This is a genomic window from Streptomyces sp. NPDC107522 (genome assembly GCF_055657525.1).
Genome location: NZ_JBVKAU010000002.1, coordinates 276,848 through 289,928 on the forward strand (window position 1 = coordinate 276,848; position 13,081 = coordinate 289,928).

Here is a 13,081-nt window from a genome sequence, read left to right on the forward strand (position 1 = left end):
CCATGGTCGCTGACTGGCGCGTGAATCGGATCGAGAGCGCACTGCGAGGGGAGAACCCCACCGTGCTGCGGCGCTTGTCGGCGGGGTTCGCAGTGATCGGCGATGTGCAGTTCCTGCCGGGCTACTCGGTGCTCCTGGTGGATGATCCCGAGGTGGAGCGACTGTCGGACCTGCCGAGGGGCAAGCGGCTGGCGTTTCTGTCCGACATGGACCGACTCGGCGAAGCGGTCGAGCGTGCGTCCCGCCGCATGGATACGGGCTTCCGTCGGGTCAATCTGGAGATCCTCGGCAACACCGACGGCTTCTTGCACGCGCACGTGTGGCCACGGTTCGAGTGGGAGCCGGCGGAATTGGTGCACAAGCCGGTGTGGCTCTACCCCCGCGACAGATGGGCCGACGACCGCTTCGCACTCGGTCCGCAGCACGACCCGCTGCGCAAGGCGATCGGGGACGAGCTGGACCGCCTGCGTGCGGCGAGCTGAGGGCGGCAGATCACCGGCCGCGCCACACTCTCCGGCGACGTCCACCGCCTGACCGACCGGCCCGGGCGGTGGACGTCCGATCATCTCGCCCAAGCCTCACTCCCCGCCCGGCAACGCCCGCCCCAAGATCGCGTCCACATCCGCGCCGTCCGGCAGCGTCCCGAACGCATGCCCCCAGTCGCCCCCCAGCCGGGTCGCGCAGAAGGCGTCGGCCACCGCCGCGGGGGCGTGGCGGACCAGCAGGGAGGCCTGGAGGGTCAGGGCCATCAGCTCGACCAGGCGTCGGGCGCCGGCCTCGGAGCCGCTCGCCAGCAGGGCCTTCAGGCGGGTGACGGACGCGTCCAGCCGGGCGTCCGCACCCTGTGCCAGGGCGAGTTCCGCGAAGAGGGCCTCCGCGGTACCCGGCTCCTTGCCCAACGCCCGCAGGACATCGAGGGCGTTGACGTTCCCCGAGCCCTCCCAGATCGACAGCAGCGGAGCCTCGCGGTAGTGGCGGGGCATGCCCGACTCCTCGACGTAGCCGTTGCCGCCCAGGCACTCGAGGGCCTCCGCGGTGAAGGCCGGACCCCGCTTGGTGACCCAGTACTTGCCGACGGCCGTGGCGATCCGGCGGAACGCCGCCTCCGTGCCGTCCGTGTCGTCCCCGCGCACCGTACGGTCGGCCGCACCGGCCAGCCGTAGCGTGAGCGTCGTGGCGGCCTCGGACTCCAGCGCGAGGTCGGCCAGGACGTTGCGCATCAGCGGCTGGTCGATCAGCCGTGCCCCGAAGGCACTGCGGTGGCGCACATGGTGCCCCGCCTCGACGAGCGTCTTGCGCATCAGCGTCGCGGAGGACATCACGCAGTCCAGCCGGGTGCAGTTGACCATCTCGATGATCGTCTTGACGCCCCGTCCCTCGGGCCCGACCAGCCAGGCGACGGTCCCGTCGAACTCGGGCTCGGAGGAGGCGTTGGAGCGGTTGCCCAGCTTGTCCTTCAGGCGCTGGATGCGGAAGGTGTTGCGGCTGCCGTCGGGCAGGACACGCGGCACGAGGAAGCAGGAGAGGCCGCCCGGCGCCTGGGCCAGCACCAGGAAGACGTCGCACATGGGCGCCGAGGTGAACCACTTGTGCCCGCGCAGCGTGTACACGCCGGGTTCGGCCGTCGGTGTCGCCGTCGTCGTGTTCGTACGGACGTCGGAGCCGCCCTGCTTCTCGGTCATCCCCATGCCCGCGAGCAGACCGCGCTTCTCGGTCGGCACGCGCAGCCCCGGGTCGTACTCCCGGCTGGTCAGCAGGGGTTCGTAGACCTTCGCGAGCTCGGGCTGCCGGCGCAGCACGGGGACGGCCGCGTACGTCATCGACGTCGGACAGCCGTGCCCCGCCTCGGTGTGCCCCCACACCAGCCCGCCGGCGGTCCGGGCGACATGGGCACCGGGCCGCTCGTCCGCCCAGGGCGCCGCCGCAAGGCCTTCGCCGACGGCGACCCGCATCAGGTGATGCCAGCTGGGATGGAACTCGACCTCGTCGACGCGATGCCCGTACCGGTCGTGCGTCCGCAGCTCCGGCTCGTGCCGGTTGGCCTGCTCACCCCACTCCTGCGCCTCGGCGCTCCCGGCCCGCAGGCCGAGCCGCCGGATGTCCTCCTCGGCCCACGCGGCGCCCTCGCGACGCAGCCCCTCGAGCAGGGCCGCGTCCTCGGAGGCGTCGTACGGAGGCAGGGGAGGGGGCTGGTTGGTGACGTCATGGGTGGCGTACTGCCCGGACGGCTCCTGCGCGGTACCGGATCGCTCCTGTGCGGCACCGGACTGCTCCTGCGCGAGTATCGAGACCATGCCGCCAGTGTTGCATCACGGCGACGGTTGCAGCAATCCTGTAATACGTCTGCGTCACCTGCCCCCGTACAGTCGTGGCCATGCCGAACAACCCGTCACCGCAGGCCGACGAGGTGGAGCTGCGTCCGCTGTCCGCCCGGTCGGTCGTCCTGAGCCTGCTGCTGGGTCTGCATCCGCCCGAGTTGCCGGTGAAGGACCTGGTGCGCAGCGTGGAGCCGTTCGGCATCGCGGGGTCCACCCTGCGGGCCGCGCTCAGCCGGATGGTGGCGGCCGGGGACCTGTGGCGCGCGGACACGGTCTACGGGCTCAGCGACCGGCTGCTGGAACGCCAGCGCCGCCAGGACGAGGCGGTCCACCCCGAGACCCTTCCCTGGGACGGGGACTGGGAGATGGTCGTGGTCACCGCCACGGGCCGCGGCCCCGCCGAACGCGCGGAACTGCGCAACGAGTTGACCCGGCTCCGGCTCGCCGAGCTGCGCGAGGGCGTCTGGCTGCGGCCCGCCAATCTGCTCCGTCCCCTGCCGGACCACCTCGGCCAGGTCGCCGAGCGCTGTACGGCCCGCCCCGACCGCCCCGCGCGCGAGCTGGCCGCGAGCCTGTGGCCGCTGGACGCGTGGAGCGGCACGGGACACGCCCTGCTCGCCCATGTCGCGCGTGCGCGGCATCCGTCGGACCGCTTCACCGCCTTCGCGGCGGTCGTACGGCACCTGCTGGCCGACCCGGTGCTGCCACCCGAACTCCTCCCACCCGACTGGCCGGGCCCCCGGCTGCGCGCCGCCTACGCGGACTACCGGCGCGAGGTGGCCGACGCCGCACGCGTGCGTGACCAGGAGGAGCAGACGGCGTGAGGGGCATGCGCGGGTGAGGGGCACGCGCGCGTGGGGGCGGCAAGCCGGCCGAGGAGGCACACGCGCGTGGAGACCGCCCGACGACGCGGGGGTGGCCGTACGAAAACGACACGGCGGCCGTCCGAAGCGCCGTGCGGGGACGCCTCGGACGGCCGCCTTCACCGTGGGGGGACTATCGGTGGGCGCGAGGAATCACCTGTAGGTGATGTCCGAGCTGGAGTACAGGCAGTTCGTGCTGTCGGGGCCCGTACCCACGGCGGTGTTGTTGTTGTACTTCTGGCAGGGGATGACCTTGCGGCTCGCGTCGTTGAGGATCGTGATGCCGCGCAGCGTCGCCACGTCGCCCCGGTTGACGTTGATGCCGACGAGGCGTGCGGTCGACCCCGTGCCGGTCACCTCGATGTTGCTGAGATTGACCTTGCGCGTGTACTGCGTGGAGCAGTCGCCGCACGAGCGGTACAGCGTCTTGAACTCGCTGACGGCGAAGTTGGAGATGTTCACCGTGCCGGGCCCGTTGTGCTGGAAGACCTTGTCGGCGGCCTTCTTGGCGCCACCGCCGATCACGTTGTACGTGGAGCCGCCCCGGAAGGTCGCCGCGTCCTCGCCGACGTCCTCCCACCACACGTTCTGCAGCGTGCAGTTGCCCTCGCAGTGGATGCCGTCGGCGCCGGGCGCGCCGATGATGACGTTCTTCAGTGTCGCGCCGGGCGCGAGCTTGAAGATCGGGTCCTGGCCCTCCTCCTGGCCGTCACCGGCCAGGTCGCCGGTGCCGTAGTACCGCTTCATGCCGTAGTCCTTGGTGCCGGACACGGAGATGGTGGAGGAGGTCCCCTGGCTGCCGTTGGGCGTCGGCCACGTGGCGGCGCTCGCGGGTGGCGCCCCGATTGTTGCGATCATGACAGACGAGAGGCCGAGTGCGGCCAGGCCGCCGGTCAGAGCGCGCCGGCGGGCGCGGGGCTTTCCTGGCGAAGTCATGTCCCGATGCCTTCTTCCAGTTGGGGGTGGTCGGATGGGGTGGGGTGGTCAGATCTTTCCGGCGCCCGCGCCGGACATCACCGAGGCGGCGACCGTGGACGCGGGCTCCGCGGTGTAGCTGTAGGGCGGCGTGGTGAAGGTGCCGACCCGGGAGATCTCGGTCGCGGCCCCGCCGAGATCGTTGCCGCGCAGATTGGCGTAGCCGTCGACGTCACTGCTGCGGTTCGTGGTCACAGCGACCTTCGTGTCACGGAAGACGTTGTTCTCCACGAGCATCTGGGCGCCCATGCGCGAGTGGCAGGCGGTGTCCGCGCCGGCCACGTAGTTGTTGTAGAAGTGCCCGGTGCCGAAGCGCAGGCTGGGGATGCGCGAGTAGACGTTGCTGAAGTGGTTGTGGTGGTACGTCACCTTCAGGTGGCCGGTGTCCTCGCTCGCGTTGTTGTCGCTGTGGCCGACGAGTGAGCCCTTGAAGTGGTCCTTGAAGGTGTTCCAGGACACCGTGACGTTGTCCGAGCCGTGATTGATGTCCAGCAGGCCGTCGTAGTAGTCCTTGTCGTGATCGCGGTCGGCCGAGAAGGAGTTGTGGTCGATCCACACCTTCGTCGACGCCTGGACCGTGATGCCGTCGGACGGCGCCACCGGCTTGCTGATGTTCAGGTTGCGGACGACGACGTTGGTGACGTTCTTCAGCCGCAGCCCGCCCCCGGTGAAGCCGGACGACGAACCCACGCCCAGCACCGTCGTGTTGGAGCCGACGTCGACCTGGCCGCTCAGCGAGATAAGGCCGTTGACCCGGACGACCTTGGCCGAGTTGCCGGTCACCGCCGACTTGAAGGCGGCCAGGCTCGAGACGGTGACCGCCGAGGCGCTGCCGCCACCGGTCGTCCCGGCGCCGAAGCCGATGGCCGAGGTTTCCGCCGCCCCGGCGGTGGGTGGGGGCAGGACGAGGATGGCCGCGGCGGCGAGGGCGACTGTGGCGGCCGACGCCAGTGCGGCTCTTTGCGGGCGTGCATGTGGGGGGAGAGTGCGCATGCGGGTGCGTCCTTTCAGAAGGACTTACTCGATCATGTGTGTGAACGACGTACTTCATGTGGAACGCCTTGCGCGGACAGGGTCACCGTGTGGGGGTGTTGCTGTGCGGCTCGGTCACGCTGTTGAACGGAACGTAGGGTGCAAGCGCTTTCTAGTCAACGCTTTGCGCAGAGGAATTCGGTCAGGACTGCCAGGCGGCAAGGGCTCTCTCACGGATGGCCGTGGGAGCGCTTCCATGACGGACGTGTCCATGTCACGATGCCTCCCGACGCTTTCCCCCTGCTGCCCTGACCTACAGCTCCTGCTGATCCACCCCACCTCGCACCACGTCCACGAGCCGTGACCAGAAGGGACAAGGACGTGCCCACCCCCACCCGCACCACCCCGAGAAGACCGCTGCGCGCGAAACTCGTCGCCCTCCTCGCAGCACTCCTGCCGTTGGTCGCGGCACTGCTCCTCACCGCCCCCGCGGCCTCCGCCCGCACCGAGGCCGACGTCGTCCCCACCGCGACGCTCACCGAGGTCACCGACTTCGGCACCAATCCGAGCAACCTGCGCATGTACCTGTATGTGCCGGACAGCGTCCGGCCCAACCCGGCCGTCCTCGTGGCCGTGCACTGGTGCACCGGCTCCGGCCCGGACATGTACAACGGCACGGAGTACGACACGCTCGCCGACCAGTACGGGTTCGTCGTGGTCTACCCGTCCGTCACCCGCAGCAGCAAGTGCTTCGACGTGTCCTCGCCGCAGGCGCTGAAGCGGGGCGGCGGCAGCGACCCGGTCGGCATCAAGTCAATGGTCGACTGGGTCACCCGCACCTACGACGCCGACACCGGCAGGGTCTTCGCCACCGGCATCTCCTCCGGCGCGATGATGACGAACGTCCTGCTCGGCGACTACCCCGACGTGTTCGCCGCGGGCGCCGCCTTCTCGGGCGTCCCCTTCGGCTGCTTCGCCACCACCGACGGCTCCGAGTGGAACAGCGCCTGCGCGAACGGCACCGTGACCCACACCCCGCAGGAGTGGGGCGACCTGGTGCGCGGCGCCTACCCCGGCTACACCGGGCCCAGGCCCCGTATGCAGCTGTGGCACGGCACCGAGGACGACGTCCTGCGCTACCCCAACTTCGGGGAGATGATCAAGCAGTGGACGAACGTCCAGGGCATCAGCCAGACCCCGGCCGCCACCGACACGCCCCAGTCCGGCTGGACCCGCACCCGCTACGGCGGCACCGGTGACCGGGCCCCCATTGAGGCGATCAGCCTCCAGGGCGTCGGCCACAACCTCTACGGCTACGGCATGGCGGCCCGGGTGCTCACCTTCTTCGGCCTGGACAGCGGCGGCCCCGCCCCCCAGCCACAGCCCGGCGCCTGCAAGGTGACCGCCACCACCAACGCCTGGAACACGGGTCTGACCGCCTCACTGACGATCACCAACACGAGCACGACGGCGATCAGCAGCTGGAAGCTCGGCTTCACCCTGCCCGCAGGCCAGACGATCACGAACGGCTGGGGAGCCACGTACACTCCGGCCTCCGGCGCGGTGACGGCGGCCAACGCCCCGTACAACGCGGCGCTCGCGCCAGGAGCGAGCGTGAGCATCGGCTACCAGGCGATCCACGGCGGGAACAATGCGGCGCCCGGCGCCTTCACGCTGAACGGGACGGCCTGTACGTCCGCCTGACGCGCTGCTCCCACGTCCGCCTGACGCGCCGGTCCATGGCGTGGCCGGACCGTGAGCTTTCGGCCACGACGATCTTCCGTGCGCGGATGACATGCCGTTTTACGGGAACCCGGGCCGCACGGAAGGCGCTGTCGAGTGAGGCGGAGCGAGGGCAAGCGATGGTACTGGGACTGCTCACACGTCCGACGGCCGCCGCGGCCGGGTTGGTCTCGGCCGGGCCGCGGCTGCTCGCCAGGGGTGCGGCTCCCGCGATGGGGGCAGCCGCGGGAGCCGTGGCCGGGACGGCCCGGGCAGGTGTACGCACGATGGACACCGCGGGGCGTGTCGTGCGCGTCGCCCGCAACACCCTGCCCTTCCGCCCGCATCCCTGGCGGTCGGGCACCCGGACCCACCTCGCACTGCGGCCCGCGGCGCCGGACCGGGTCCAGCGGGCGGGCGGGGTGGAGCACGCGGCGCGCCGGGTCGCCGAGGCGCTGGCGGAGCGGCCCGACGTCGCCCTCGCCTACTGGGACGGCGGGCTGCGCCGGCTGGTGGTGACAGCCGTCGAGGAGTCGGTCAGCGACCGGGTGGTGGAGAAGGCGACCGAGATCGCGGCACGGCACGGCCTGGCCCAGACGGACCAGGCGGTGGACGAGATCGTCCACCCGGCCGACCCTGCCGGAGTGCGGGCCGCCGCACTGACGCTGGCCGCGGACGGGCTCGGCATCGCGGCCGCGTTCATCGGCCACGGCCTGCGCCTGCCGGCCTCGCCCCGGGCGGTGACCGCGCTGGTGACGCTGATGCGGGAGAACCCGCGCTTCCGCGGTTGGCTGCGGGCCCGGCTCGGCCGCTCACGCATGGACATGGCACTGGCCTTCGCGAACGCGGCCGCGCACGGTGCCGGCCGGACCCCGACCGCTCTGGTGCTCGACGGTGCGCTGCGCTCGCTGCAGCTGGCGGAGACGGTGGCGCGCGCGGCGGCGTTCGACATGGTCCACGACGAGGTCTGCGTGCCCGGCCGGTGCAGCGTGGCCGGGGACCACTGCCCGCGCCCGCCGCTGCGCACCGCTCCGGCCCAGGAGTACGCCGCGCACGCCGAAACCGGCAGCCTGGTGGGCGCCCTGGCCACGCTGCTGGTCAAGCACGACGGCACCGAGGCGGCGGAGGCCGTGCTCGCGGGCTCTCCCAAGGCGGCGCGCTACGGGCCCGCCGCCTTCCACGCCGTACTCAGTACCGCACTGGCCCGCACGGGCGTCCTCGTACGCGACACAGAACGGCTGCGGCAGCTGGAGATGGCCGACACGGTCGTCCTGCACCCGAGCGCACTGCGCAGCCCCGGCGCGGGCGCGGACCCTTGGGCGGAGGCCGTACTGGACGCGGCGCGGCGCGCGGGGCTGCGCGTCGTGATGGTGGACGACCCGGCCCTGGCCGACTTCACGAGCCTGGCCGACCAAGTGGTGCGCGACGAGCGGCCACTGAGCGAAGTGGTGGACGCCTTGCGGGGCGAGGAAGGCGTCGTCGTCACGGTCGCCCGGCCGGGCCCGGACGACGAGGACGTCGTCACCGGGCTGCTCGCCGGCGACGTGGCCGTCGCCCTCACCGACCGGGACGGGGCCCTGGTCTGGGGCGCGGACGTGCTCGCCCCGCACGGTCCGGCAGACCTGTGGCGGCTGCTGCGGGCTGTCCCGGTCGCGCGCGGGGTCGGGCGCAGGTCGCAGACCCTGGCCCGGTCCGGCGCCGCCCTGTCCGGGATCCTGGTGGCCATCGGCCAGTCCCGGCGCGGCCGTCCCACGCCGTGGCCCGGACTGCGCCACACGCCGGTCGACGTGAGCGCGGCCTGGGCCCTGCTGTCCGGGGCACGTGCGGCGCTCGGCGTGGCGGTGGCCCGCGCCCCGCACCCCCGCCCGCGCGTGGCCTGGCACGAACTGGAGCCCACCGAGGTCCGCGACCGGCTGGAGCACGAGGAGGGCCCGGAGCCGACCCTGTCCGAGCAGGTCGCGGATCGCGCGCGGAACGCGGTTCGCACGATGGGCCGCAAGCGTGTGTTCGCACCGCTGAGCGGGCCGCTGCAGCTTGCCCGGGCCGTGCGCGGCGAACTCGACGACCCCCTCACCCCGGTGCTGGCCGTGGGCTCGGCCGCCGAAGCCATCCTCGGCTCCGTCGTGGACGCCCTGCTGGTCGTCGGTGCGCTCGATCTGAACGCCCTGGTCGGCGGCGTCCAGCGGATGCGGGCCGAGCGGGCGCTGTCCGGGCTGCTGGCCAAGCAGAAGCAGAAGGCGCGCGTGACGACCGAGGAACCCGCGTCCCGGCCGCACCTCGTGGACGCCACCAAACTCCGTCCCGGCGACGTGATCGAGCTCCGCGCGGACGACGTGGTCCCCGCCGACGCCCGTCTGCTGTGGGAGGACGGCCTGGAAGTGGACGAGTCCGCGCTCACCGGCGAGTCCCTGCCCGCCGCCAAGGCGACCGACCCGACACCGGACGCCGCGGTGCCCGACCGCCGCTGCATGGTGTTCGAGGGCACGACCGTGGTGGCCGGCGAGGCCCGGGCCGTCGTCGTCGACACCGGGGAGCGGACGGAGGCCGCGCGGGCCGTGTCTCTCGCCGCCCGCAAGCCACCGTCCGCCGGCGTACAGGCCAGGCTGCGGGAACTCACCGACAAGGCCCTGCCGTTGACCCTGGCGGGCGGCGCCGGGGTGACGGCCCTGTCGCTGCTGCGCGGCGCGCCGATCCGCCGCGCCGTGAGCGGCGGGGTCGCGGTGGCCGTGGCCGCGGTGCCCGAGGGGCTGCCGCTGGTGGCGACCGTGGCGCAGCTGGCGGCCGCCCGCCGGCTGAGCCGCAGGGGAGTCCTCGTCCGGGCTCCGCGCACCCTGGAGGCGCTCGGGCGGATGGACACCGTCTGCTTCGACAAGACCGGCACCCTCACCGAGAACCGGCTGCGTCTGGTGCGCGTGACCGACGCGGACGGCACGGTCCACACGCCGGCCGAGGCGGCGGCCGACGCCACGTTGCGGACCGCGGCCCGCGCCTGCCCGCAGCTCAACGGCGGCTCGGACAAGCCCGTCCACGCCACCGACGAGGCAGTCCTGGACGCGGCCGCTCCGGACCCCGAGTGGTCCCAGATCGAGGGACTGCCCTTCGAGGCCGGCCGCGGTTACGCCGCCGCCGTCGGCCGGGCCGAGGACGGCACCCCGGTGCTCGTGGTCAAGGGAGCCCCCGAGACGGTGCTGCCCGCCTGCGTCGGCCTGCCCTCGTCGGCGACGGAGGCGGCCCAGGCGCTCGCCGGCGACGGACTGCGCGTCCTCGCGGTGGCCCGGCGCCCGTTGGACCCGTCGGACGACGCGGCGGACGCTCTCGAACAGCCCCTGGAGAAGCTGGAGTTCACCGGCCTGCTCGCCCTCGCCGACATGCCGCGCGACACCTCCACGGCCCTCGTCGAGGGGCTGCGGAAAGCGGGCGTACGGCCCGTCATGCTGACCGGCGACCACCCGCAGACCGCCCGGGCGATCGCCGCGGAACTGGGCTGGCCCGAGGACACCGGCGTGGTCACCGGCGACGAGCTGGCGTCCGCGGACCGGGAGGAACGCGCGCGGATGCTGGCCGACATGGGCGTGGTGGCCCGGGTCGCGCCCGAGCAGAAGCTCCAGGTCGTCGAGGCGCTGCGGGACGCCGGCCGGGTGGTCGGCATGGTCGGCGACGGAGCCAACGACGCGGCGGCCATCCGCGCCGCCGACATCGGCGTCGGCATCAGCGCCCGCGGCTCGGCGGCCGCCCGCAACGCGGCCGACCTGGTCCTCACCGACGGCGACATGACGGTCCTGATCGAGGCCGTCACCGAGGGCCGGGCCCTGTGGCACAGCGTCGCCGACGCCATCGCCATCCTGATCGGCGGCAACGCCGGCGAGGTGGGCTTCGGCCTGCTCGGCACGCTGCTGTCGGGCGCGGCACCGTTGTCGACCCGCCAGATGCTGCTGGTGAACCTGTTCACGGACCTGTTCCCCGCCATGGCGGTCGCCGTGACGCCGAAGGAGCCGGAGGGGGCGCAGGCGGAATCGGCGGGGGATCGCACGGGCACGGGATCCGAGGTGGCGGAGGTGGGGGAGCCGGGCCAGGGCGACCACGGCACCCCCGAAGGCACCGAACCGCTGGGCACCTCGCTCCTGGGCGCCCCGCTGATCCGCAAGATCCGGCACCGCGCCCTGACCACCACGCTGGGCGCCACGTCCGCCTGGCTGATCGGCCGCTTCACCCCGGGCACCGCCCGCCGCTCCACCACGATGGCCCTGTGCGCGGTGGTCGGCACGCAGCTCGCCCAGACCCTGGCCGACCGCCGGGGCAGCCCGCTGGTCCGCGCCACCGCCCTCGGCTCGGCGGCCGCCCTCTTCGTCCTGGTCGAGACCCCCGGCCTCAGCCACCTCTTCGGCTGCACCCCGCTCGGTCCCCTCGCCTGGGCGGGCGTCGCAGCGTCGATCGCACTCGCGGTGACGGGGCAGCGGGCGGTGCCGTACCTGGAGCGGGCCGTCATGCAGCGTGTGTCGACTGGGTGATCTCGGCCGAGGTGACTGTGCCGACGAAAGCGGCGCGGGGCTGTATCGATGTGCGGCTCCGCCGCGTGGGCGCGACCAGCCACGACGAACCCGCAGCCGCCCCACCACACAAGCCACCCCTACGAGTAGGCGATCAAACAGACCGGTGGTACTGCTCGGGCACGTGCACATCGCCCCCGAGCTCCCGAGCAGCCTGCCGCGCCCAAGACGGGGTGCGCAGCAACTCCCGGCCGAGCAACACCGCATCCGCCTCCCCGTTCGCGACGATCTTCTCGGCCTGTTCGACGTCGGTGATCAACCCCACCGCGGCAACCGGCATGGCCGTCGCGGCCTTCACCCGCGCCGCGAACGGCACCTGATAACCCGGCCCGACGGGGATACGCACGGCGGACGCGTTGCCCCCGGTGGACACGTCGAGCAGATCGACGCCGTGGGCCCGGAGCTCGGCGGCGAAGCGGACCGTGTCGTCGGCGGTCCAGCCGTCCTCCTCCAGCCAGTCCGTCGCCGAGATACGGAAGAACAGCGGCTTGTCGTCCGGCCACACCTCCCGTACGGCGTCCACGACTTCGAGGGCGAAACGGGTGCGGTTCTCGTACGAGCCGCCGTACGCGTCGGTGCGGTGGTTGGAGTACGGCGAGAGGAACTCGTTGATCAGATAGCCGTGGGCGCCATGGATCTCGGCCACCTCGAAGCCGGCGGCGAGCGCCCGGCGCGCGGCGGCCGCGAACTGCCCCACGATCTCCCGGATCTCGGCGACCGTCAGCTCCCTCGGCACCGGGTGCCCCTCGGCGAACGCGACCGCGCTCGGCGCCACCGGCTGCCACCCGTACGCGTCCGGCCCCACCGGCGCACCGCCCTTCCAGGGCCGGTCGGTCGACGCCTTGCGGCCGGCGTGGGCCAGCTGGATGCCCGGAACCGTGCCCTGCGACACCAGGAACCGTGTGATCCGGCGGAACGCCTCGGTCTGGGTGTCGTTCCAGATACCCAGGTCGTACGGGGAGATCCGGCCCTCGGGGCTGACTGCCGTTGCCTCGACGATGATCAGCCCCGTGCCGCCGGCCGCGCGGGCCGCGTAGTGCGCGAAGTGCCAGTCGGCGGGGGCGCCCGTGTCGGGGCCCTCCGGGGCGGCCGAGTACTGGCACATCGGCGGCATCCACACCCGGTTCGGGATCGTCACATCGCGCAGGGTGTAGGGCTGGAAGAGCGCACTCACGGCGGACTCCATTCGTCACGGGACCTGTGGTCGTCGTACGATAGGCATCGTAGTACGGCAACTGTCAAACTACGAGAAGTCTCGTACAATGGGGAAGTCCGAGAGAGGGTCCCGAGCGAGGGAGCCCGAGCGAAGTGGAGCCGCCGTGACCAGCCCCGCCGTCAGCAGCCGAGACCTCCCGCACCCGACGCGCGAGGAGATCCGTCTGGAAGGCGTGCTGCACGCGCTGTCCGACCCGATGCGGCTGCAGATCGTGCGGGAGCTCGCCGCCGTCGGCGACGAGCTCACCTGTTCGCAGTTCGACCTGCCCGTCACCAAGTCCACCACCACGCACCACTTCCGGGTGCTGCGCGAGAGCGGTGTGATCCAGCAGATCTACCGGGGCACGGCCAAGATGAACGGGCTGCGCAAGGACGACCTGGACGACCTCTTCCCGGGACTCCTCGACGCCCTCCTCGGCGCCGCCACCCGCCAGGCCGGCCGCCTCGGCGGCGTCTGAACTCGCTTTCG

At 72.5% G+C, this 13,081-nt stretch carries 9 protein-coding genes; 5 read left to right on the plus strand and 4 right to left on the minus strand.

All coding sequences use genetic code 11. From position 1 onward, the window contains the following. The first annotated feature begins 2 nt into the window (after window positions 1-2). The gene (locus tag ACZ7L6_RS06400; protein ID WP_471920832.1) at window positions 3-482 is read left to right on the plus strand and encodes an HIT family protein; all 480 of its coding nucleotides are present in this window, start codon (window positions 3-5) and stop codon (window positions 480-482) included. 96 nt (window positions 483-578) lie between these two features. Here the strand turns inward: ACZ7L6_RS06400 and ACZ7L6_RS06405 are convergent, their stop codons facing one another. Further along, entirely contained in the window at window positions 579-2,294 is a 1,716-nt protein-coding gene (locus ACZ7L6_RS06405) for an acyl-CoA dehydrogenase family protein (protein ID WP_471920833.1), read from the minus strand. An 80-nt stretch (window positions 2,295-2,374) separates the two neighbouring features. Here ACZ7L6_RS06405 and ACZ7L6_RS06410 point away from each other — a divergent pair, with 80 nt between their 5' ends. Continuing rightward, window positions 2,375-3,142 carry a PaaX family transcriptional regulator C-terminal domain-containing protein gene (locus ACZ7L6_RS06410; protein WP_471920834.1) on the plus strand — a complete coding sequence of 256 codons (768 nt, stop codon included), beginning with the start codon at window positions 2,375-2,377 and terminating at the stop codon, window positions 3,140-3,142. Window positions 3,143-3,334: 192 nt separating this feature from the next. Here ACZ7L6_RS06410 and ACZ7L6_RS06415 read toward each other — a convergent pair whose 3' ends face one another. Together ACZ7L6_RS06415 and ACZ7L6_RS06420 are read right to left on the minus strand one after the other, a co-directional pair. Beyond that, window positions 3,335-4,117, minus strand: a complete 783-nt coding sequence (locus ACZ7L6_RS06415) for a pectate lyase (RefSeq protein WP_471920835.1) — start codon at window positions 4,115-4,117, stop codon at window positions 3,335-3,337. Window positions 4,118-4,165: 48 nt separating this feature from the next. Further along, a complete protein-coding gene (locus ACZ7L6_RS06420; protein WP_471920836.1) occupies window positions 4,166-5,149 on the minus strand; it encodes a pectate lyase family protein in 984 nt (327 codons plus the stop codon). A gap of 360 nt (window positions 5,150-5,509) precedes the next feature. Here ACZ7L6_RS06420 and ACZ7L6_RS06425 point away from each other — a divergent pair, with 360 nt between their 5' ends. Then, a complete protein-coding gene (locus tag ACZ7L6_RS06425; RefSeq protein WP_471920837.1) occupies window positions 5,510-6,832 on the plus strand; it encodes an extracellular catalytic domain type 1 short-chain-length polyhydroxyalkanoate depolymerase in 1,323 nt (440 codons plus the stop codon). Between the two features lie 158 nt (window positions 6,833-6,990). Beyond that, complete coding sequence (locus ACZ7L6_RS06430) at window positions 6,991-11,358, plus strand: HAD-IC family P-type ATPase (protein WP_471920838.1); 4,368 nt, start codon at window positions 6,991-6,993, stop codon at window positions 11,356-11,358. 133 nt (window positions 11,359-11,491) lie between these two features. Here ACZ7L6_RS06430 and ACZ7L6_RS06435 read toward each other — a convergent pair whose 3' ends face one another. Next, entirely contained in the window at window positions 11,492-12,571 is a 1,080-nt protein-coding gene (locus tag ACZ7L6_RS06435) for an NADH:flavin oxidoreductase/NADH oxidase (RefSeq protein WP_471920839.1), read from the minus strand. A gap of 145 nt (window positions 12,572-12,716) precedes the next feature. Here ACZ7L6_RS06435 and ACZ7L6_RS06440 point away from each other — a divergent pair, with 145 nt between their 5' ends. Next, the gene (locus ACZ7L6_RS06440; protein WP_471920840.1) at window positions 12,717-13,070 is read left to right on the plus strand and encodes an ArsR/SmtB family transcription factor; all 354 of its coding nucleotides are present in this window, start codon (window positions 12,717-12,719) and stop codon (window positions 13,068-13,070) included. The last annotated feature ends 11 nt before the right edge of the window (window positions 13,071-13,081 follow it).